Here is a 19,868-nt window from a genome sequence, read left to right as displayed (position 1 = left end):
TTAGTGGGTTTGGTCGCACAAACACAATAACTCTTCCTTACTGCTCTCTTGCGTTTACAGCTCGGTCATCCCGGTAATCCGCGATGAACCTTTTTTATTCCTGTCGCTGCCGATTTGCAGCGGCGAGAATCCGCACAAAGCGCGGCTGGAATTCCGGAATCCCGCCATCGCGGGCCCGGACGTTCCGCTCGCCAGGCGGCGCACCTCAATAAAATCAAGCACTTGCCGCATTCCAAGATTCTGGCATGGAAGCTGCTAATTGCTGGTCAGAACACCCCTTACCCAGGAGACCAGCATGACCAAGCTTAAACTCGCATCCCTCTTCGTGGCCGCAGCCTTCGCTTCCGCCGCCAACGCCCAGGAAGTCGTCCGCCTCGGCAACCTGAAATTCGCGCACTACGGCGCCGTCTCGTATATCAAGGAAATCGCACCCAAGTGCGGCATCAAGGTCGAAGAACACGTCTTCGCCAAAGGCCCGGACGTGATGCAGGCCATCCTGGCCGGTGAGCTCGATGTCGGCGCCACCGCGTCGGAAGCTGCCATCCAGGGCCGCGCCAATGGCGCCCCGATTTATGTCGTCGCCGGTTTCGCCAAAGGTGGCGCGCGCCTGGTCGCGCGCCCCGACAGCGGCATCAAGGCAATCAAGGATTTGAAGGGCAAGAAAGTCGGCGTGACCCGCGGCGGCATCCATGAAGTGCTGCTGGCAGCCGAACTGGCGCAAGCCGGCCTGACCTTCTCCGACCAGCCGGGCAAGGACGTGCAACTGGTGTTCCTGGCCTTCGCGGACCTGAACCAGGCGCTGCTCGGCAAGAACCTGGACGCAATCATGCAATCGGAGCCGCAATCCTCGCAAGCCATTAACAAGGGCTTCGGCATGGAAGTCATGAAGCCATATGACACCCCGATCGGCGAGCCAGTGCGCACCATGGTCATGAGCGAGAAGTTCTACACCACCCGCCGTGCCACCGCCGCCAAGTTCATGAACTGCTTCGTGCAGGCCACCAAGACCTTCATCGACGACAAGCCGACCGCTGAAAAATACGTGCGCAACGTAATCTTCAAAGGCCAGATCACTTCCGACGACTTCCAGGACGCGATCGCCAATTCGCCGTACACCTACGACATTTCGCCGCAGCATATCCAGGTCACCACCGATGTGATGAACAAGACCGGCGTGGGCAAAATGCGCAAGGCACCGGTAGCTTCCGAATGGGTCAAGACCGACCTGCTGGACGAAGCGAAGAAAAGCCTGAACATCAAGTAAGGCGAGGCATATCATGGCAAAACTGAATTTGCGCCAGATCGCAACGGGCTCCGTGGTGCCCGCGCTGGTGATTGCCCTGTGGCAGGCCAGCGCTTCGCTGGAGTGGATCAATCCGCAAGTACTGCCCTCCCCGTGGGCGGTAGTGACGAAGTGGGTGGAATACCTGCTGCCGCTGCAAGCCTATGACCCCGCCGCGAGCTCCTGGCTCGCTTGGGCATTTTCCGGCGAACTGATTGGCGACACCATCAGCAGCATGTACCGGGTGCTGGTCGGCTTCGCCGTCGGCGCCGGCCTGGCCCTGCCTTTCGGGCTGGTCATGGGTTCGAGCAAGCGCATGTACGATTGGCTCAATCCCCTGCTGCAGGTGCTGCGCCCGATTCCACCTATCGCCTATATCCCACTGGCGATCCTGTGGTTCGGCCTGGGCAACGCGCCAGCCGTGTTCCTGATTGCGCTGGGGGCCTTCTTCCCGGTGCTGATGAACACCATCGCCGGCGTGCGCCACGTTGACGGCATTTACATCCGCGCCGCCCGCAACCTGGGCGTCAGCCAGAGCACCATGTTCGTGCGCGTAATGCTGCCGGCAGCCGTGCCTTACATCCTGTCCGGCGTACGCATCGGCATCGGTACCGCCTTCATCGTGGTCATCGTTTCCGAGATGATCGCCGTGAACAACGGCCTCGGTTTCCGCATCCTGGAAGCACGCGAGTACTTCTGGTCGGACAAGATCATCGCCGGCATGATCAGCATCGGCCTGCTTGGCCTGGCGATCGACATCGGCATGAACAAACTGAATAACCACCTGCTGCGCTGGCACCGCGGCCTGGAGAACTGAGATGAGCGCAACCCATATCGACGTCAAAGGCGTCAACAAGGTATTCAAGACCGACAACCGCGAAGTGGTGGCGCTGCGCGACATCAACCTGCAGATCCCGCAAGGCCAGTTCGTCTGCCTGCTGGGGCCTTCGGGCTGCGGCAAGTCCACCCTGCTGAACGCCATTGCAGGTTTCTCGCTGCCATCCAGCGGCGAGATCACCGCCGACGGCCAGTTGATCACCGGTCCTGGTCCTGAGCGCGGCATGGTGTTCCAGGAATACGCACTGTTCCCATGGATGACGGTGGAGAAGAACATCGCCTTCGGCCTGGAGGTCAAAGGCATGGCACAAGCGGAAATCAAGCAGCGCGTGGACCAGCTGCTGTCCATGCTGTCGCTGTCCGACTTCCGCAACCGCTATCCGAAAGACCTGTCCGGCGGCATGCGCCAGCGTGTAGCCATTGCGCGCGTGCTGGCACTGGACTCGCCGATCATGCTGATGGACGAGCCGTTCGGCGCACTGGACGCCCTGACCCGCCGCAACCTGCAGGACGAACTGCTGCGCATCTGGTCGGAACTGAAAAAGACCATCATCTTCGTTACCCACAGTATCGAAGAGGCGATCTACCTGGCCGACCGCATCGTGGTCATGACCTACCGCCCGGGCACTGTCAAGCGCGACATGATCGTGGAACTGCCGCGCTTGCGTGATCCGGCGTCGGCAGACTTCAACGCCCTCAAACGTGAACTGGGCGCGCTGGTCATGGAAGAACAGCAGCGTCACCACAGCGACGAACTGCGCATGGCCGCAGTGGACTAAAATTGCGCTTATGCGCAAACCTTTTATTCTGTTGCTGTTACCGGCGGCCGCGATCATCGTGGCCGCCTATATCCTTGGCGCCTACCGCGCCGGCAATGAACAGCTGGCGCAAGGCCAGCGCCAGCTGCAACTCATGGCGCCGGAACTGCAGTCGGTGCTGGAGCGTTTTGAAACCCTCCCTTTTGTCCTGGCGCAGCAGCCCGACCTGACCAACGCCCTCGCCGCTCCGAAGAATCCGGAAGTCATCGCCCGCCTGAATGAGACGCTGCAAACCATCCAGCAGCAGGCCAAGGTCGGCGCGCTTTACCTGATGGACCGCAACGGCCTGACCTTGGGCGCCAGCAACTGGGACCAGCCGCTCGGCTTCGCCGGCAAGAATTTCTCCTACCGCCCCTATTTCCAGGCTGCGCTGAACGGCAAGGCTGGCCGCTTCTACGGCATCGGTACCAGCACCAGCGAAGCGGGCTACTTCATCGCGCAACCTGTAAAGCGGCATGGCGAGATCGCGGGCGTGATCGCCGTGAAGATCAGCCTCGCCGAGCTGGAACGCAACTGGAACAGCAGCGAAGACCCGATCGTCCTGGCCGACCGCCACGGCGTCATCTTCCTCAGTAATCGCCCGAACTGGCGCTATCACAGCCTGACGCCCTTGCGGCCCGACGCCCTGGCGGAGCTGGCCAGCACGCAGCAATACATCGGCCGCGAAGTCACGCCCTTGGCGCGCAATCCCGGCCCGCGCGTCACGCAGGAAGTCGGGCGCCTGGGCTGGCAGCTGATGATTTTCCCAAGCCAGTTGCGCGTGGTACGCAGCGGCATCAACTGGGCGCTGGCAACCGCCCTGCTGCTGGCTTGCGGCGCCGTCTCGTATTGGGCCATGCACCAGCGCCGCCGCCGGCGCGAAGAGCGCATGGCCTTCGACCGCGAACTGGAGTCGCGCATCGCCCAGCGCACGCAGCAACTGAGCGAAACCAACCGCATCCTGCGCACGACCCAGAATGAACTGGTGCAAGCCGGCAAACTGGCCATGCTGGGCCAGATGGCTGCCGGCGTGACACATGAACTGAACCAGCCGCTGGCGGCAATCCGTGCCTTTGCCGACAACGCCCGTACTTTCCTCGACCGCGGCCAACCGGAACAGGCGGCCAGCAACCTTGGACACATCGGCGATGCCAGTGCCCGCATGGGAGCCATCATCAGCCAGCTGAAAGGTTTTGCGCGCAAGGACGACACCATAGGCCCGGTGGACTTCGCGCGCGCAGTACGCAGCTCAACTTTCCTGCTCGAGAGCGAGAGCAAGCGTCGCAATGTGGCGATGGAGATCGAGACCGGCGCGGAGCCGCTGGTGGTGGCAGGTGATACGGTGCGCATCGAACAAGTGCTGATTAACATATTGCGCAATGCCCTGGATGCGGTCGAGGGAACGCCGCAGCCGCGTGTCTCCATCGTGCTGTCGCGCGAAGGTGCCGAAGGCGTCGCACGCATCAGCGACAGCGGTCCGGGCATCCCGCAGGAAGTCGCGGCGCACCTGTTCGAGCCCTTCTTCACCACCAAGCCTGCCGGGCAAGGACTGGGGCTGGGGCTGGCGATCTCCTCCTCGATCGTGCAGGCAATGAACGGCAGCCTGTCGACCCGCAACCTGGACGGCGGCGGTGCGCAGTTTGAGTTACGCTTACCGCTTATTAAAGAAGGAGCTGCCCGATGAAGGCGCTATTGGTTGAAGATGAGGCGTCGCTGCGCCTGGCCACCTCGCAAACGCTGGAGCTGGGCGGCTTCGCAGTGCAGGCTTGCGCAAGCGCCGAGGAAGCGCTGCCGTTGCTGCTGGCGAATTTCGCAGGCGTAGTGGTAACCGATGTACGGCTGCCGGGGCTTTCCGGACTGGACTTGCTGGCGCGCGTTGCGGCGCTCGACGCCGAGCTGCCCGTCATTGTGGTGACCGGCCACGGTGACGTCAGCATGGCAGTGGAAGCCATGCGCGCCGGAGCCTATGACTTCATCGAAAAGCCCTTCTCGTCCGAACGCCTGTTGGACGCGGTCAAGCGCGCGCAAGAGCGCCGCAACCTGGTCCTGGAAAACCGCCGCTTGCGCAGCGAACGCGCGCAGCATCCGGACATGCCAGACCTGATCGGACGCTCCGAAGCCATCGAGCACTTGAAAGTCGTGGTGCGCAATGTGGCGCCGACCGGCGTGGATATCCTGGTCAATGGCCAGACCGGTACCGGCAAGGAAGTGATGGCGCGCCTGATTCATGCGGCCAGTGGACGCAAGGGGAATTTCGTCGCCATCAACTGCGGCGCACTGCCCGAGTCGGTGTTCGAGAGCGAAATATTCGGCCACGAGGCGGGGGCCTTTACAGGCGCGCAAAAGCGGCGCATCGGCAAGCTGGAATTCGCCAATGGCGGGACGGTGTTCCTCGATGAGATTGAGAGCATGCCGATGGCACTGCAGGTCAAACTGCTGCGCGTGCTGCAGGAACGGCGCCTCGAACGCCTGGGCGGGAATGAGTCGGTGGCGCTGGATTGCCGGGTAGTCGCGGCCAGCAAGGCCGACTTGCTGGCGCTGTCGGCCCAGGGATTGTTCCGCGAGGACCTGTATTACCGGATTGGCGTCATCAGCATCGATTTGCCGCGCCTGCGCGACCGGCGCGAGGATATTCCGCTGCTGCTGGCGCACTTCGTCGCCGAGGCAGCCCGGCGCTACCAGCGCGCAATGCCGATGTGGACGCCGGAGCAGATGGCCGCATGGCAGGCAGCGGATTGGCCGGGGAATGTGCGGGAGCTGCGCAATTTTGCCGAGCGCCTCACGCTTGGACTGGTCCCCGTCGCAACCATCGCACCGTCGCATAGCCCGGCAATCGTATCCGGCGCGGCTTTTGCCACTGGCGCAGGCATTTCATCGCCAGCGGCTGCTGCCACTGGCGCAGGCATGGAATGGGCAGCCGGCGCCGGCGCCACAGGCAGCGCCGCCATGACCGCAGGTGCCGCCTCGGCAGCCGGCGTCGCAATGGCAGCCGGCGTACCCGCCGCAGGCTCGGTGACGGGGGACGCCGAGCAGCCTTCCCTGCCGCAGCAAGTCGACGCCTTCGAGCGCGACCTGATCCTGCGTGCCCTGGCCTCTGCCGACAATAATGTGGCGCTGGCCGCTGACCGCCTGCTTCTGCCCCGCAAGACGCTCTATGACAAGCTGAAAAAGCACCAGATCCAGCGCGACTAATATGTAGTGAAGCTACAGATTTGAGCTAATATTTCTGTAGCATCACTACTACGGAGACAAAATGAAGCAGCGCACCCTCGTGGCGGCCCTTGCGGCGGTCCTCGCGGCGTTTTCCGCCGCCGCGGCACCAACCACCGTCCTCACCGCAGCCCCCACCGCTGCCTCACCTCATACCCTGGCCTCCTGCGCCGGCCCGCATGAGACCGTGCTGGCCCTTACCCAAGGCTTCGATGCCCGCGCTCTGTGGCTGGACGGGCGTTTGGCCAAATGGACCGGCGTCCAGGCCGAGGGCAGCTTCAAAATCTATTACGCAGCCGCCGCCGGCATCAGCGCGCCGCAAGGCGCCACCGTCAGCGGAGCGGATGGTGCAATGCCGCTGGCCGCGACGACCGAAACACTTCCCGCCGCGCTGGCCCAGCGCTTCAAGTACACCGGCGACGGCGTGCTGCTCGCACTATCGGCCGCCAACCGCGCCCGCCTGCCGGCAATGCTGGCAAAACAACTGGTACTAGTGCAGGAAAATGCAGACGGCACCGTGCGTGACGCCACCGCGCTGCAGGTGCCGGGCGCATTGGACGAAATCTACGCCACCGCCGAACAGGCGAACGACCTGGGCGCAAGCATCGGCAAAGGCGCCACCACATTCAAACTGTGGGCGCCGACCGCACAACGCGTTTCTGTCTGTGTGTTCGACACCGGCAGCAGCAAGGCGAAATCCGTCACCACCATGCACGCCGACGCAAAAACCGGCATCTGGTCCGCCAATGCTAACGGCAACCTGTCCGGCCGCTATTACAAATACGTGGTGGACGTGATCGCGCCAAAAACCGGCTTGGTACGCAACGTCGTCACCGACCCGTATTCCGTCAGCCTGACCACCGACTCTTCCCGCAGCTACATCGCCGACCTGGCCGACCCGCGCCTGGCGCCCGCCGGCTGGAACAAGGACCAGCCACCGGCCAGCGTGAAGGTGCAGCCGGACATGTCGATTTACGAGCTGCACGTGCGCGACTTCTCGATCAACGACATGTCCGTCAGCGCCATGAACCGCGGCAAATACACCGCCTTCCGCGAGAGCGGCACCAACGGCATGAAACACCTCGCCATGCTGGCTAAAGCCGGCATGACCGACGTCCACTTGCTGCCGGTATATGACCTGGGCAGCGTGCCGGAGAAAGGCTGCGTCGCCCCCGTCGTACACGGCGCTCCAGACGGCGACCAGCAGCAGAAAATCGTCAGCGACAACGCGCTGAAAGACTGCTACAACTGGGGCTACGACCCATGGCATTTCAACGCACCGGAAGGCAGCTACAGCACCGACGCCGCCGACGGCGCACGTCGCATCATCGAACTGCGCGAAATGGTGATGGCGCTGCACAAGATCGGACTGCGCGTCGGCACCGACGTGGTCTACAACCATACTTATCGCGGCGGCCAGCACGAGCGCTCGGTGCTGGACCGCATCGTCCCCGGCTATTACCAGCGACTGAACCTGAAAGGCGAAATCGAAAGCTCCACCTGCTGCTTCAACACGGCCACCGAAAACCGCATGATGGCCAAGCTGATGATCGACTCGGCCGAGCTGTGGACGAAGCACTACCACATCGACTCCTTCCGCTTCGACTTGATGGGCCACCAGCCGCGCGCCGTAATGGAAGCGCTGCAGGCCCGCGTCAACAAGGCCGCTGGCCGGCATGTGAACCTGATCGGCGAAGGCTGGAACTTCGGCGAAGTGGCGGACGGTGCGCGCTTCGTGCAGGCCTCGCAACTGTCGCTGAACGGCAGCGGAATCGGCACATTCAGCGACCGCGCGCGCGATGCCGTACGCGGTGGCGGCGCGGGCGATTCGGGGCAGCAAGTGATCTCGCAGCAAGGTTATATCAATGGCCTGGTGTACGACCCGAATGCCGGCGCTGGCTTGCGCCCTGTGGCGGATTTGATGAAGGCATCCGACCTGGTGAAGGTCGGCCTGGCCGGTTCGATCCGCAGCTACCGCATGCAGACCTTTACCGGAGAGACCAAGGAGCTGCAGGCCATCGTTTATGGCGGCAACCAGCCTGCCGGTTATGCCAGCCAGCCAGGCGAGGTGGTCAACTACGTCGAGAACCACGACAACCAGACGCTGTATGACATCAATACCCTCAAGCTGCCTATCTCCACGACCAGCGCTGACCGCGCGCGCGTGCAGATGCTGGCGGCTGCAATCAACGCCTTCTCGCAGGGCGTCGCGTATTACCACGCCGGATTCGAGATCCTGCGTTCCAAATCGATGGACCGCAACAGCTTTGAATCGGGTGACTGGTTCAATCGCCTCGACTGGACCTACCAGACCAACTACTTCGGCACCGGCCTGCCGCCCGCCGCGGACAACGGCAAGGATTACGCGCTGCTCCAGCCCTTGCTGGCTAATCGCGCGCTTCAGCCAACGCCCGTTGATATCGCACTCGCACGCGACACCTTCCGCGACCTGCTGCGCATCCGTGCCAGCAGCACCTTGTTCCGGATGCGTACCGCGGACGATATCAAGAAGCGCCTGCACTTCCTGAACACCGGGCCAGAACAGCTGGCGACCGTCGTCGCAGCGCGCCTCGACGGCGCCGGCTATGAAGGCGCGGGATTCAAGACGGTGGCGTACTTTATCAACGTGGACAAGGTGGAGCAGACCATCACTGCCGCTGGAGAAGCCGGCAAGGCCTACCGCCTGCACCCGGTGCAAACCGGAGCCGCAGCCCGCTACGACACCGCAACGGGCAGCTTCACCATTCCCGCGAGGACGGCTATAGTATTCGTTGAATAAACTTTAAGGCCGATGGCCGCCCAGTCATGTCCACCATCCTTCGCGCAATCCAGGGCGATATCACCAAGCTTTCAGTCGACGCGATCGTCAACGCTGCCAACTCCTCGCTCTTGGGCGGTGGCGGCGTTGATGGCGCAATTCATCGCGCCGCTGGGCCAGAACTGGTCCACGAATGCCGTCTTCTCGGTGGCTGCAAGACGGGGCAAGCGAAGCTGACGAAGGGTTATCGGCTACCGGCCAAGTACATCATCCATACCGTCGGACCGGTGTGGCGCGGCGGTACCAATGGCGAACCGGATCTATTGGCGGCCTGCTATCGCGGCAGCGTGGAACTGGCGGCCAGACACGGTGCCGCCTCACTGGCATTTCCCAGCATCAGCACCGGCATCTACGGCTACCCGATTGACCAGGCCGCCGAACTCGCCGTATCGGCAGTATGCGCCGCGGCCGAGCAATTCCCTGGGCTTGAAGAAGTCATCTTCTGCTGCTTCTCCCAAGCCGACCTTGAGGTCTACGAAGCGCTTCTCAACTAAAGCCACTTCCATGTGGCGAAAGCCGTCCTATCTGGACGTAAGCAAATGCGGGTTCGTGTCAGAGTGTGAGGAACGCCATCGCGAAGGCTGAGCATGACTCGGGAACTCGTCTGCACCATCGGCCATCCGAACCGCACAATCGAGGAATTCACCGGATTGCTGCAGCAGAATGGCATTTATGCCTGCTCGATATCAGGACAGTGCCAAAGCCGCGCCATCACCCGCAGTTTGGACAGGAGCAGTTCGCTGCATCGCTGGCAGAAGCGGGCAAGCTTTGCTGGTTCGCGGCATGCAAGTCGACGATATCATTGATGCGCGACGACGGCCTCCACACAATATGACGCCTTTTGCTTGCGTAGAAGGCCTACGTATTACTTGAACCGACATTGCGTGTCAACAGGAAGGCAGCTTCCGCCCCGAAGCCGAAGTTCGGCTTTAGAGCTTCGAAAGCGTATACCGAGCCCTTACGCCGGACTTTCGCGTTACCGAAACAATATTTCCGTCAATTACTGGGTCGCGAAGCTCTTCAACAATTTCGGCGTCCGGAAATACTGAAAGTTGAAGGGTATTGCCCGTAATTCGCCAATAGAGTATAGGGGCTGCAACTGGGCCGCCCTTTGTTCCTACTATTGCACTACTGGTGCCATCTTTCGAAAACGGGAACCACTCTGATTCTTTGTCATCGATTAGTTCTAGCCCTTTTCCTGGCAATGACAAAGAGGTCCAGTCAGTTTGAGTTCCCTCCTTCGGATACGTGCACCCAGATAGAAAAGCAAGAACTAGAAATAAAAAATTTCTTCGCATGAATTCGCTAGCTTTGAGAATATTGCTATCTTCTTGTCCGTGATCGTCGGCATGGAATATCGCAGCCGCTGCTGGCCGGGATTAGACATCGCGGGGCAATTTCGCCAGCCAGCTCTGAACTCGGACCAGAATTGGCCCAATCTCCGGAGCAAACCCATCTTCATCGTGCCACTGAGCGATATCAAGATCCATGGCCATGCTCTCAATTTCTCTAATCAGGTCGTATGGCATGCCTTCAAGAGCTTTACCGTTTCCTCGAATCGATTCAGCAAGCCCCCGCGCATCGCCTTGACGTGCCTGAAGTAGAGCCAGATTCGCTTCGATACGAGCGATTAGCGTTTGGTTAGACATGAACGTGGTGATTCAAAAAATGGCAAAAAAACGTCAAGTAACTTTGTCCGGTCCTGGCCGGCTTCCGTCAACTCGAAAAGCCATGAGTCCGGCCTCATTTCTTCTTGCGTTCCCAACTCTGTATGCGAGTGACCTGTTGAATCGATCCCGAAAAGATACCCAAATGGCCTCGATCCTTTGAACTGAAAACCCCCTCGACCAGCACATATCCGCCGCTAAACTTTTTCGACGTGCGGACCTGTTGGTCGTCAAGCGATATCCAAACTGCGTTGGACAATAAGGATTTATCAAAGTCTTCGCGATGTAGGTAGAGCGCATTTCCTTCAAACTCTAAATTCAAGAAGGCCATAACACGAATTGGCTTTCCATCATATTGCTGTGGGTTTGCGATGAGCTGAATCATCGAGACGTCTTTGAGTTCACTTGATGTGGCGCTCGTCCAATGGCACATCAGACCAACAATAAGCAATTGCAAGAATTTCTTCATTTCGAGCTGCCGTGTTCCGGTTAATAGATAGTTCTTGAGTTTGTAGGGCCGCTCCTGGCCGAGTTCAGCCCAATTTTGGTTAGAATGCAGCGGGTTCTCACCTGCTTCTTGAACTTAGTATATCGGACACGTCTCGCCAGTTGATGAATGGCGGTAGTTCATTCCCACCAAGAAATGCGGTGAACACTTCCGCGATTTCTGTATGGTTAAACCATTCATCCGATTGCAAAGCAATCTCGCCGGCCCCGAATACTAGTCGAGTCCCATCTGGATAGTTGGAGTTTTTCTCCAACTTGAATCCACGAAAATGGCGGCCCGTAGCCGCATCACGACGCTCCAGCATACAGGTAATGCCGCCACCTGCGACTTGCAAATAATTTCCATGAACGTCGCTTAATGAAGCGAACGAACTCGGACCAAAGCTTTTAAGGCGCGCTATGGCGTTTCTTACCTGCGTCTCAGTCGGAGCGAGGATTGGGGACTTCTTCTCGACTTCTAGTTTCATAAAATTCGTTGGTCAGCTTTTGGCCGATTGTATTCGTTCGCCTGGCTGGCGCATCCGCCCCTTTGCAGAACTTGGTGCACCTCTGAAATGTAATGTTAAACGCACATCAGTACGTTAGTTGATCTGATTAAAGAACGAAACATTGATAGCACCTGACGTGTAGCGCGAATAAGGGAGATGCCCCTCGTATCGGGGGAATGCCAGCCCTTGACTTTGGGTTGGGAAATTCATTTCCTACGGCTTTCGAATCTCGGAATCATTCAATATTTCTGAATTCAATTTGTGGGCTCCAACATTATTGGCGTCAACTTCCCTGAGGCGTCCAAGCTAAAGCTCATAAATTTCCCCTTGAAAAATACGTTTAGGCCAGACAAAGTTCGCAAATAGTCATGCTCCGCATAATTCGCCGCCGCATCAACGTGCTGGATGCCATACCTTTCCATAACTGCTGTCGTTGTGGTCCAGCCAGCCACGTCATAATCTGTGGGCTCTTGCCCCAGGCGATCAATAGCTTCGTCCACACCGATACGCGCATAGAATTCGCTTTGAGCCTTAACAATTCTTTTGAGGCTCTGGTACTTCGACGAATTGGTATTTAGGAAAGACTGATCTTCGTTCGCGCGTTCTAACCTTTCATACTTTTCCATGAAATCACGGAAATTCTTTTGCAGTGCGTTACCATGCCAAACAACAAGTGCTTTTGAATCGATATACTTATTTTTCGCTGCTGGGAATACGTAGTTGGCACATGAGGACATGCACATAAAAGGAATCCTGACATCTATTCCATACTTGTATATCCAATCCCCAAGGAGCATGGCGGCTTCAGCGTCACCACCTGGCGACGTGATCGCAATTACAGATGGGGGACAGCTTCCATAATTCTTTATGAATTTTTCAACACTATCCGTCGAAATTCGGCCACTGAAAATCGCCTCCGGGCGACCTTCATGTGTGCCTTGGCACTTATCGTTTGGTAGAGCAAATGCGATTGACGGTAGAGCAAGAATCAGAGTTAATATTGACGACTGAATCATTGATTCCCTCTAAATGATCGAATGGGCGCGCAGCACTCCACGCTAAGAACCTATCATATCGAGATAAGTAAGAATATCTTCGTCGGAAAGCATGCGATGCTCTGCGCCTGCACGAATAGCGTCCATGTTCACTCGAACCTATTTCGGATTGAATGTATAGACTGCAGCGACGATGTCCGGTTCTGGCCGATAGCGCCGCACGCCTAGGCAGTTCAGTTGGTCTCAAGAAGAAGTATCACATTCACTTTCTAAAAAGCGATAAAAACCAATTACGTTTCCTTGGCAAGAGGTAATCACAGCAGTTAGGATTATTCCCCAATCTCTCGATAATTGAAGGGTCGTTGCCACTATAACGCAGTGCGTCAACACAGCATACTTCTATTGCTCGACAGGCACGCTCAATTTCTTCTGGAGTTGTCGGTTGCTTGACGAAATACGTTTCGTAGTTTTCGTCGTCAAGTGGCGCGAGAAGGTCAGGAGCCATGTCCTCGGGCGCGCCGCACGACAGGCACTCCCCAGTCGTGTAGAAAGGCCCAGGAACATTTTTCTTAAGCTGCTTGATCATACTCAACCTAACGTGATTTGGATTTACATCTTAAAGAATTTTAATAATTCTACAGTCTGCAAATGGCCGCAATTACTCGTAGATCTTACCCAGGTAAAGAAAAACGGCCAAGTCCTTCCAAGATGGCCCGGATCCAACGGCCCAGTCGCGTTGGGCGTCTGCGCCCGCAATTGCCCCTTCTAAAAAACTGGCAATCGAGCTGTTTTGCCAGCCATGTGCGCCACCCCACTTGTATCGCTCAGGATCGGCCCGTTCGACGTCATCGGCTTCATGCCTATCGTCAATTAGCCACTGCGCAAATTGCAAAAAGGAATCGCGGTCATGGACCAAGTCAGGATCAAAAAACTCTTGTTTCATTAACGTTTGGCTCAATTCTGTGGACGGCAGCTACTGGCCGTTACGACCCGTCGGCTTCACTTTTCAGCAATTCACCATCGAACCAAACATCTTCATAGTCTGGGGCAAGTAATACGCGCCAGCCTGGGGGTAATGCTAAATAGGGTACGATCTCCGGGCAAAGTTCAGGTAAGTGGTCAACGTGAAGTGCCTGGTAAAAATCATTATCCGTTGAATGCTTGCCGCCGTAAATATACCAGCCGCACGTACCGCCTTCCGGGTGAAGCCGCACTGCGTGAAGCGGTATATTTCCAAGCGATCCCAGTGCAATCCCTACCTTCAGACCAGCATCGGGAGGCATGTATGTCGTGCCGAATCGACGGCAAATTTCGCTTGGATCGCTTTGCATGATTATGTCGTTTTGCTGCGTTAGTCTCTGAGTTACGGCTCCTGGCCGATGTCAGACCCCACCATTTCGTACGGTGGGCCCGGAAAAGTCCGCATCCTGAAAGCATTTCTCAGCCGATCCATTATATCGCTCGGCATCAGCGACTTTCCCGCAAATCTTTTTCTTATAACCGATCTTAGCGGCACAGGAGGATTTCTGAGGCTTTTGTTCCTCTTTTCCCATGCACGCTTGAACATCCTCGTGGAAGAAATCATCGGTTCCCACTTTGTACATACAGTAATCGGCTTGCCAATGAACTGCTTCACCAGCGACCAAGCATTTCTTCTCTGCCGCGTGTACAAAATTGGAGACAAGAAGCAAGATAAATATCATTTTCCGAAACATACCTACCTCGAAAAAGAGAAAGCGGACCTAATCGATGTGGCCGTCTGCTGCTGGCCGGCAACTGTCTCTGTCAACTATCTCTTCTCCAGGTTGGGTTTCCGTTGGCTCACTAATAGCCGAATTTTGGACATGATTTCCTCTTCCTGAAAATCTTCTATGACGCTTGAACCACTACACGCGTCGATACTGTCCCGACCCTTGCTTTTGAAAATAATATACTTGGCAGACACAACCATCATAGTGCCGCAATCGCCACGCCCCAACCCTGTCGAGAGTACAACGTCATTAGCTTGTATCGTGCCTTTTAGAATTTTCTTGGCCTGAAACGTGCCTTCGATATAAGGCCACTTCTCGGGATAGTCGCCTGGGATAACCTTAGCGTTTTGAAGAGTCGCGAAGAAAATCTCGTCTGCCTCATCTACTCGCTGAGCTAATGGCGTAAATTGGCAGCTACATGCATGTGCACTTGAATACAAGAGAGACAGCATCACACAAGCAAAGAGAAATTTTTTCATAACACCCTTCACGAAACGATTCAACGGCAGCTTCTGGCCGTTAGCCATCAGATTCAAAAGAATGCAAAGTACAGAACTGGTGCGGCAACTTCAACAGCGCCCCAAGCTAAAGCCATTAAGTGCCAGCGTTTGGGAAACAGGTGATACCGTACCCGCTTATATCCAAAATACATAGCGCCAATGCCAAAGCTCAGTAAAGCAAGTCCGTATGAAAATACTGACATCATCGCTAGGCCAATCGCATCCCCGGTTAGTGGGTGCCCTGCGTTTCGTGCCGCCGTCAACTGAAGAAATAGAACTATGAATGCTAACAACGGAAGCCCGCCCAAAACAGCACAGCTTGCTACAATGTTAGGTATCTTTCCCGTCAATGTTTGCATTCGAACCGCGCCCTGTAATGTCTGTTTTTGGCCGAATTTGACCGGTGACGGTTCATTCTTCAAACCAATGCTTCTGCAGTTCGCGAAGGAAATCGGTCGACACAGGGAAACCAGAACCGGACCCAATTACCGAGTCAATCCCGCAGTATGGGCAAAGGGCTGTCGTCCCGGCATCCAGTTCTAGCTCAGGTGGCGTGCCTTCCGGCCAGTCTACCCAGTCTCGGATTTCGCTCGGACTAAAGCTAGCGAGACAATGGAAGCAACCACATTGGTTGCTGGACATTATCTCAGCTCTATGTCGCGAGCTATGTTTATGTGCGGCGAGAATGTCGTTCATTACAAGGCTAACCGATAGATTATTGCGGGAGGCAGCTCATGGCCGGAATGTGCCTGCCGCATCAACGTCCGAGGTAACTGAGTGCCAGAACGCACCACGTGCAGGCAGTCTAGTTGACCACGTGGTTGGGCATATTTATGCAAGCGCTCATTTGGGGTTCACGCGATGACGCAAGACCCCACCACGATGACTTACATAGATATCAGTTTGCCCACCAAACCGGCTCTGGTTACATCCAACAGCCCAACCTTCGGAGTTAACCATTAAGGTAAAGGCGGGCCTCCAGGGGAGATTGTTCTGTTTTGCATAGTCTCTTGCGATGGTCAAAGCCTGTACAGGATCAAGCTGCATTTCACAATCAACGACGGCTCCCGTTGAGTCATTAATTCGAATGATTGATTCGCTCTCCGCTTGAACTTGCCATTCATCGTCATCAAGTTCGATAAAGAACGGCGGGCGCCAAGCCCAAGCCCTTTCCCGAGCGGTGCGGCAAGCAGTCTTGAATACTTCGATTTCGTCTGATGTCATCTCAAAGGCCTAGCGTGCCAAATCTCACAAATTGGCAATATAACATGGGGACCGTGGTATTAAATCGCTCGACCAGCATGAGCCGAGTAATGAAGAGCCTGTGCTCGGTTCGGCCGAATATGAGCACGTGGGACTACTACTGTCCACAAGCGCACATTATCTTAACTCGTCACGATGCCCAGCAAGTCTCTGCCGGGTATTCGCCAATTTTCCAGTGGCGCAGCACTTTTACTGCTGCTCGCTCGAATATCCGCCCTGCAGTGTCGCCCGGAGCTGCCATGATCTCTGTGATATCACCGGTATCTTTCCCGATTTGCAGAACACCCCTCCCGGCTTCATGGTCAAGGAACTCATAAGTGCAAATGTCGGCCGTCTCCGCAATCTTGTTTATTGTGATGTAAAAAGCCATGTAGTCAGAAGAATTTAGAATGAAACGCTGGCTTGGTGGCAGGCAGCTTCTGGCCGTTAGTGAATAAATTAGGTAGCGCCATGGACATAGCTGAAGCCGAGGAAAAAGACAGCGACGGCGCAAACAAGGCGCAAAGCAAAGACCAGTGGTAACCCGACGGCGGTCAACGATGCCCAGGTCTCGCTACGCCGCAGTGTGGCAATGGTCATGCCCCAGATCAACGAAAATCCAATGAAGGCTATGGCGATAACAACGAGAGTGGGAAGCCAGCGCAAAACAAAGAACGACCAAATCGTAACCACAATTAGGCCGAGATTGCTGACGAACGTGATTGGAATTGACAACATCACGAGTGCAATCGTAGCCTTGGATGGGGCTGTATCCTCCACGCGGCCAACGCCCGCCTTATCTAAGCTAGACTGCATTACTCCAGTAACGATCGCAAGGGCCAAGAGTAAATGAAGTGTGGTCATATCAATTTCGACGTCTGAGAAGTGTATCGTTTTGAAAGTAGATACTGAGATGGTCAGCTAATGGCCGGAAAAAGGCATCAATGGTCAGCTGTCGCTGTCGGACGCATGATGAATTTGGCCGCGCTTTCGGAGCAGCTTCGATGCCGCAGTTGCGAGAGCGTCATTCTCGATAATTTCTGTCATTAGGCGACCAGTCTCGTCAAAATAACCAACAAGATGATTACCAAGTGCGAGCCAACGGTCGAGGGAGACACCATCTCCTGTCAGCGTTTCGATAACGTCTTTGTCCTTAAGCCCCATACTTCGAACCCTATTTCTTGCCATGGAAGTGGTCCAGGCGCCCGCAGACTGAGCCGTTTGACCATCAGCGCCTGGCCGAAAGTGAATCTCATTCTTCGTACAGCTCAGTCCAGGCTAATCGTTCTTCCAGCCATTCGTCCAGCTCAGATGCATCCAGCCCCGACAACATGGCACCTAGCTTCAACTCGCCGCGTGCCAGAGCAAGTACACTTAGAATGGCACGAACAGTTTCACTGTCAGCTCTCGACCCTATGTCTGCCAAACCTAATACGGAAGCTCTCGCTAAAGCACTATCGTAATCTGCCTTCAACCACGCGGGAATAGCCGGATTTCCTTTGCGATGGCGCTCAACTTCGATGGTCGCCACTAACCCGTAAAAATTCCAATCGCGTGTAGTCGCATCGCCCGCTATGCGGACCAACTCCGGAACTGCCGCGTATGAAGCGACACCGACATCGCCTTGATGGTGAAGCTCATTCCAGAGTTCGTCCCAGACGTCTTTTCCGTCTTGCATTGACCGGAGGGCTGCCGAGGCATCATATGGGATTCCATAGCCGCCGTGGAGTTCTTTCCACGTCTTGTCTTCAAGAGATAGCATTCGTTAATTGTCTTTCGTTTCTGACTGGCGGCTGTTGGCCGTCAGCTACCTGACTAAGGCTTCCAACGGCCGGACGCAGCAACAAAGATTATGTAGAGAGCGCCAAGTGCAATGAACGCATCGGCCGTCCCAATCCTAATCCACTCCTGGTCGGGAAAGTATTTTAAAGCCAACGAACGATTGACGTAATAGCCGATTGCCTCTGTGCCTAAAGCAAGAATGCCAACCATTCCTAGAGTCCAGCGATAAATTCTACGAAGCTTCATACGTTCTACCCTGAAGGTCGGATCTTGGTGACAGTCCGTTCCTGGCCGTTTTCGTCAACCGCAGCATACCAGCTTGCCATAGCGAAAAATACGCAGATTCTCACATAATCTAGCCTATCTGCGCCGGCACCGGCAAATTGACGGCGCATAGTAAAGCTCCTTACGAAAAGGAGGTGCACCATGGATACTCAAACTTCAGTGGCGCCCAGGCGCGTCCCCTGGAACAAAGGCAAACTGGTAGGCCAAAAAGCGCCGCTCCGGATCAGCGAAATCTGGGCCATTCGCGTCCGTTTAGAAATCTACGGCCGTTTGCGAGACCTTGCTTTATTCAACCTGGCGATTGACAGCAAGCTTCGCGGTTGCGACCTCGTCAGACTTCGCGTGCTCGACATCTGCCATGGGGCGCACGTCGCACATCGAGCGAGCGTAATACAGCAAAAGACCAAGCAGCCTGTGCAGTTTGAACTCACTGAAGGCACCAGGCAAAGTGTCAGCACCTGGATCGCAACGGCAAACCTGAGAAACTCAGACTATTTGTTCCCCAGCAGGATCGCCGACTCGCCGCATATCTCGACCAGGCAGTACGCCCGCATTGTTCGCCAATGGTTCGATGAGATCGGACTGGATCCCACCGCATATGCCACACATACGATGCGCCGGACCAAGCCGACGCTGATCTACCGACGCACGAAGAACTTGCGGGCCGTCCAGCTCTTGCTCGGACACACCAAGCTTGAAAGCACAGTTCGCTATTTGGGTATCGAGGTAGACGATGCTCTTGAAATCGCCGAGCAGACCGACGCTTGACTAACTCGGGCGGCGCTGTAGCCGCCCCATTGCGGACCGTGGCGACCTCTGAACGGCCGAGTTCAACATTTAGTTGGCCCGACTTTCAGATTCGCCGGCCTCAACGGTCAATTATCTGCCAAGCTTAATCGCGAGAACGATCAACAGAAGGATAGCAATGGGCAGCATGACGCAGAGCGCCGCTTCTATTCGAGCGAGACCACGAAGCCTGTTCTTCCGCCATAGGTATCCAGCGTACCCCACGAGAGTCGGTGTACCTACGAAAACCGCGAACAGCATACCGAGTGACGCCGCACCCGACCAGTTTCCCAACAAAGTATGGATAGTCGCAGCAATCAAAGCCCCGTAGGAAGCGGCGAGAATTGGCCACATGAATAGGCGTGTAGTCAGCATTGGCTCAAACTTCGCGAGATACATGATAACCGGAACACATAGTGCTGCTTAAAATTCATGGTCGCCTCTGATGATGTGAGCGGCCGTTTTTGGTCGGTAGTACGATTTCGAATCCCAGGTTAAGCCCCAGTCGCATCACTAAGAATTTCCCAACGACTTGTCGCTGGATCATATGCAATATTGCCGTTACGCCGAAGTGCCTGCAATCGCTCGTTGATGGTTGTGTCAGCACTTTCGCTTGGGGATACACCGGCTCGCCGGACGTTGAGGCGCAGAGCTTCGGTTCGAACAGCGGCAACTGCCAAAAGCTCCTGCAGCCGTAGCGGACGGTGTGCGAGCGACTCAACGATCGAAGAGTCAATGGAAAGGAAACTATTCTTCATCGCTAGTTATTCGCACCTTTGCGCGGCCGCACGTCAAATTCCCAACGGCCGACGGGCCGCTGTTGGCCGAATTGAGTCAAGCCAAATCTAGATCACGTCCGTCATCTGTGCGCCCGATTCGGTAATTTCCGTTAGGGCGAACGCCTGGCTCATGACAAGTAAT

Annotated in this window: 24 protein-coding genes; 8 read left to right on the top strand and 16 right to left on the bottom strand. The window is 56.3% G+C overall.

The features are described from left to right. Positions 1-54: 54 nt before the first annotated feature. Complete coding sequence (locus tag ASE26_RS30620; RefSeq protein ID WP_156409930.1) at positions 55-231, bottom strand: hypothetical protein; 177 nt, start codon at positions 229-231, stop codon at positions 55-57. 64 nt (positions 232-295) lie between these two features. On the opposite strand from ASE26_RS30620, the gene ASE26_RS12525 reads away from it, so the two are divergent. The 7 genes from ASE26_RS12525 (at position 296) to ASE26_RS12495 (ending at position 9,438) form a co-directional block, all read left to right on the top strand. Continuing rightward, positions 296-1,264 (top strand): ABC transporter substrate-binding protein, encoded by a 969-nt coding sequence (locus tag ASE26_RS12525; protein ID WP_057246341.1) that lies wholly within the window; start codon positions 296-298, stop codon positions 1,262-1,264. A 13-nt stretch (positions 1,265-1,277) separates the two neighbouring features. After that, on the top strand, positions 1,278-2,099 hold the full coding sequence (locus ASE26_RS12520) for an ABC transporter permease (protein ID WP_055930202.1): 822 nt from the start codon (positions 1,278-1,280) through the stop codon (positions 2,097-2,099). A gap of 1 nt (position 2,100) precedes the next feature. Then, entirely contained in the window at positions 2,101-2,898 is a 798-nt protein-coding gene (locus ASE26_RS12515; RefSeq protein WP_055930199.1) for an ABC transporter ATP-binding protein, read from the top strand. A gap of 10 nt (positions 2,899-2,908) precedes the next feature. Next, positions 2,909-4,600, top strand: coding sequence for an ATP-binding protein (locus tag ASE26_RS12510; RefSeq protein WP_057246340.1), 1,692 nt, complete (start codon positions 2,909-2,911; stop codon positions 4,598-4,600). Beyond that, a complete protein-coding gene (locus tag ASE26_RS12505; protein WP_057246339.1) occupies positions 4,597-6,108 on the top strand; it encodes a sigma-54 dependent transcriptional regulator in 1,512 nt (503 codons plus the stop codon). Before ASE26_RS12510 ends, ASE26_RS12505 begins: the two co-directional genes overlap by 4 nt. 61 nt (positions 6,109-6,169) lie before the next feature. Then, the gene (locus ASE26_RS12500; RefSeq protein ID WP_057246338.1) at positions 6,170-8,905 is read left to right on the top strand and encodes an alpha-1,6-glucosidase domain-containing protein; all 2,736 of its coding nucleotides are present in this window, start codon (positions 6,170-6,172) and stop codon (positions 8,903-8,905) included. A gap of 26 nt (positions 8,906-8,931) precedes the next feature. Continuing rightward, on the top strand, positions 8,932-9,438 hold the full coding sequence (locus tag ASE26_RS12495) for an O-acetyl-ADP-ribose deacetylase (protein ID WP_055930187.1): 507 nt from the start codon (positions 8,932-8,934) through the stop codon (positions 9,436-9,438). An 885-nt stretch (positions 9,439-10,323) separates the two neighbouring features. On the opposite strand, the gene ASE26_RS30615 is transcribed toward ASE26_RS12495, so the two are convergent. The 15 genes from ASE26_RS30615 to ASE26_RS12450 form a co-directional block, all read right to left on the bottom strand. After that, the gene (locus tag ASE26_RS30615) at positions 10,324-10,593 is read right to left on the bottom strand and encodes a hypothetical protein (RefSeq protein ID WP_156409929.1); all 270 of its coding nucleotides are present in this window, start codon (positions 10,591-10,593) and stop codon (positions 10,324-10,326) included. Between the two features lie 94 nt (positions 10,594-10,687). Continuing rightward, complete coding sequence (locus ASE26_RS12490; RefSeq protein WP_057246337.1) at positions 10,688-11,080, bottom strand: hypothetical protein; 393 nt, start codon at positions 11,078-11,080, stop codon at positions 10,688-10,690. 97 nt (positions 11,081-11,177) lie between these two features. After that, complete coding sequence (locus tag ASE26_RS29935) at positions 11,178-11,585, bottom strand: hypothetical protein (RefSeq protein WP_082507366.1); 408 nt, start codon at positions 11,583-11,585, stop codon at positions 11,178-11,180. A gap of 275 nt (positions 11,586-11,860) precedes the next feature. Then, the gene (locus ASE26_RS12485) at positions 11,861-12,622 is read right to left on the bottom strand and encodes a hypothetical protein (RefSeq protein ID WP_156398029.1); all 762 of its coding nucleotides are present in this window, start codon (positions 12,620-12,622) and stop codon (positions 11,861-11,863) included. A 241-nt stretch (positions 12,623-12,863) separates the two neighbouring features. Next, positions 12,864-13,187, bottom strand: coding sequence for a ferredoxin (locus tag ASE26_RS29930; protein ID WP_082591352.1), 324 nt, complete (start codon positions 13,185-13,187; stop codon positions 12,864-12,866). 72 nt (positions 13,188-13,259) lie between these two features. After that, the gene (locus ASE26_RS12480; RefSeq protein WP_057246336.1) at positions 13,260-13,544 is read right to left on the bottom strand and encodes a hypothetical protein; all 285 of its coding nucleotides are present in this window, start codon (positions 13,542-13,544) and stop codon (positions 13,260-13,262) included. Between the two features lie 40 nt (positions 13,545-13,584). Further along, the gene (locus ASE26_RS29925; protein WP_082591351.1) at positions 13,585-13,932 is read right to left on the bottom strand and encodes a hypothetical protein; all 348 of its coding nucleotides are present in this window, start codon (positions 13,930-13,932) and stop codon (positions 13,585-13,587) included. Positions 13,933-13,983: 51 nt separating this feature from the next. Then, a complete protein-coding gene (locus tag ASE26_RS12475) occupies positions 13,984-14,292 on the bottom strand; it encodes a hypothetical protein (RefSeq protein WP_229208150.1) in 309 nt (102 codons plus the stop codon). Between the two features lie 98 nt (positions 14,293-14,390). Next, a complete protein-coding gene (locus ASE26_RS12470; RefSeq protein WP_156409928.1) occupies positions 14,391-14,831 on the bottom strand; it encodes a hypothetical protein in 441 nt (146 codons plus the stop codon). A gap of 53 nt (positions 14,832-14,884) precedes the next feature. Further along, positions 14,885-15,274: a hypothetical protein gene (locus ASE26_RS30610; RefSeq protein ID WP_156409927.1), complete on the bottom strand. Its 390-nt coding sequence runs from the start codon at positions 15,272-15,274 to the stop codon at positions 14,885-14,887. A gap of 421 nt (positions 15,275-15,695) precedes the next feature. Beyond that, positions 15,696-16,076 carry a hypothetical protein gene (locus ASE26_RS30605; RefSeq protein WP_156409926.1) on the bottom strand — a complete coding sequence of 127 codons (381 nt, stop codon included), beginning with the start codon at positions 16,074-16,076 and terminating at the stop codon, positions 15,696-15,698. A gap of 169 nt (positions 16,077-16,245) precedes the next feature. Next, complete coding sequence (locus ASE26_RS12465) at positions 16,246-16,485, bottom strand: hypothetical protein (RefSeq protein WP_057246333.1); 240 nt, start codon at positions 16,483-16,485, stop codon at positions 16,246-16,248. 68 nt (positions 16,486-16,553) lie between these two features. Next, positions 16,554-16,958: a hypothetical protein gene (locus tag ASE26_RS12460; protein ID WP_057246332.1), complete on the bottom strand. Its 405-nt coding sequence runs from the start codon at positions 16,956-16,958 to the stop codon at positions 16,554-16,556. Between the two features lie 84 nt (positions 16,959-17,042). Beyond that, the gene (locus ASE26_RS12455; protein WP_057246331.1) at positions 17,043-17,258 is read right to left on the bottom strand and encodes a hypothetical protein; all 216 of its coding nucleotides are present in this window, start codon (positions 17,256-17,258) and stop codon (positions 17,043-17,045) included. Between the two features lie 88 nt (positions 17,259-17,346). After that, complete coding sequence (locus ASE26_RS12450; RefSeq protein ID WP_057246330.1) at positions 17,347-17,856, bottom strand: hypothetical protein; 510 nt, start codon at positions 17,854-17,856, stop codon at positions 17,347-17,349. 446 nt (positions 17,857-18,302) lie between these two features. On the opposite strand from ASE26_RS12450, the gene ASE26_RS12445 reads away from it, so the two are divergent. After that, positions 18,303-18,929: a tyrosine-type recombinase/integrase gene (locus ASE26_RS12445; RefSeq protein ID WP_057246329.1), complete on the top strand. Its 627-nt coding sequence runs from the start codon at positions 18,303-18,305 to the stop codon at positions 18,927-18,929. The last annotated feature ends 939 nt before the right edge of the window (positions 18,930-19,868 follow it).

The sequence above is a fragment of the Duganella sp. Root198D2 genome (assembly GCF_001428585.1).
Lineage (GTDB): Bacteria > Pseudomonadota > Gammaproteobacteria > Burkholderiales > Burkholderiaceae_D > Rugamonas.
The sequence above is the reverse complement of the archived record's forward strand: the minus strand, read 5'-3'. Positions and strand labels throughout refer to the sequence as shown.

Excerpts from the sequence above, each read along its gene's own strand:
- ASE26_RS30620 (WP_156409930.1), bottom strand. The coding sequence starts at position 231 with ATGCGGCAAGTGCTTGATTTTATTGAGGTGCGCCGCCTGGCGAGCGGA.
- ASE26_RS12525 (WP_057246341.1), top strand. The coding sequence starts at position 296 with ATGACCAAGCTTAAACTCGCATCCCTCTTCGTGGCCGCAGCCTTCGCT.
- ASE26_RS12510 (WP_057246340.1), top strand. The coding sequence starts at position 2,909 with ATGCGCAAACCTTTTATTCTGTTGCTGTTACCGGCGGCCGCGATCATC.
- ASE26_RS30605 (WP_156409926.1), bottom strand. The coding sequence starts at position 16,076 with ATGACATCAGACGAAATCGAAGTATTCAAGACTGCTTGCCGCACCGCT.
- ASE26_RS12460 (WP_057246332.1), bottom strand. The coding sequence starts at position 16,958 with ATGACCACACTTCATTTACTCTTGGCCCTTGCGATCGTTACTGGAGTA.
- ASE26_RS12520 (WP_055930202.1), top strand. The coding sequence starts at position 1,278 with ATGGCAAAACTGAATTTGCGCCAGATCGCAACGGGCTCCGTGGTGCCC.
- ASE26_RS12505 (WP_057246339.1), top strand. The coding sequence starts at position 4,597 with ATGAAGGCGCTATTGGTTGAAGATGAGGCGTCGCTGCGCCTGGCCACC.
- ASE26_RS12470 (WP_156409928.1), bottom strand. The coding sequence starts at position 14,831 with ATGAAAAAATTTCTCTTTGCTTGTGTGATGCTGTCTCTCTTGTATTCA.
- ASE26_RS12495 (WP_055930187.1), top strand. The coding sequence starts at position 8,932 with ATGTCCACCATCCTTCGCGCAATCCAGGGCGATATCACCAAGCTTTCA.
- ASE26_RS12490 (WP_057246337.1), bottom strand. The coding sequence starts at position 11,080 with ATGAAGAAATTCTTGCAATTGCTTATTGTTGGTCTGATGTGCCATTGG.
- ASE26_RS30615 (WP_156409929.1), bottom strand. The coding sequence starts at position 10,593 with ATGTCTAACCAAACGCTAATCGCTCGTATCGAAGCGAATCTGGCTCTA.
- ASE26_RS12515 (WP_055930199.1), top strand. The coding sequence starts at position 2,101 with ATGAGCGCAACCCATATCGACGTCAAAGGCGTCAACAAGGTATTCAAG.
- ASE26_RS12485 (WP_156398029.1), bottom strand. The coding sequence starts at position 12,622 with ATGATTCAGTCGTCAATATTAACTCTGATTCTTGCTCTACCGTCAATC.
- ASE26_RS12455 (WP_057246331.1), bottom strand. The coding sequence starts at position 17,258 with ATGGGGCTTAAGGACAAAGACGTTATCGAAACGCTGACAGGAGATGGT.
- ASE26_RS12465 (WP_057246333.1), bottom strand. The coding sequence starts at position 16,485 with ATGGCTTTTTACATCACAATAAACAAGATTGCGGAGACGGCCGACATT.
- ASE26_RS29935 (WP_082507366.1), bottom strand. The coding sequence starts at position 11,585 with ATGAAACTAGAAGTCGAGAAGAAGTCCCCAATCCTCGCTCCGACTGAG.
- ASE26_RS29925 (WP_082591351.1), bottom strand. The coding sequence starts at position 13,932 with ATGCAAAGCGATCCAAGCGAAATTTGCCGTCGATTCGGCACGACATAC.
- ASE26_RS29930 (WP_082591352.1), bottom strand. The coding sequence starts at position 13,187 with ATGATCAAGCAGCTTAAGAAAAATGTTCCTGGGCCTTTCTACACGACT.
- ASE26_RS12480 (WP_057246336.1), bottom strand. The coding sequence starts at position 13,544 with ATGAAACAAGAGTTTTTTGATCCTGACTTGGTCCATGACCGCGATTCC.
- ASE26_RS12500 (WP_057246338.1), top strand. The coding sequence starts at position 6,170 with ATGAAGCAGCGCACCCTCGTGGCGGCCCTTGCGGCGGTCCTCGCGGCG.
- ASE26_RS12445 (WP_057246329.1), top strand. The coding sequence starts at position 18,303 with ATGGATACTCAAACTTCAGTGGCGCCCAGGCGCGTCCCCTGGAACAAA.
- ASE26_RS12450 (WP_057246330.1), bottom strand. The coding sequence starts at position 17,856 with ATGCTATCTCTTGAAGACAAGACGTGGAAAGAACTCCACGGCGGCTAT.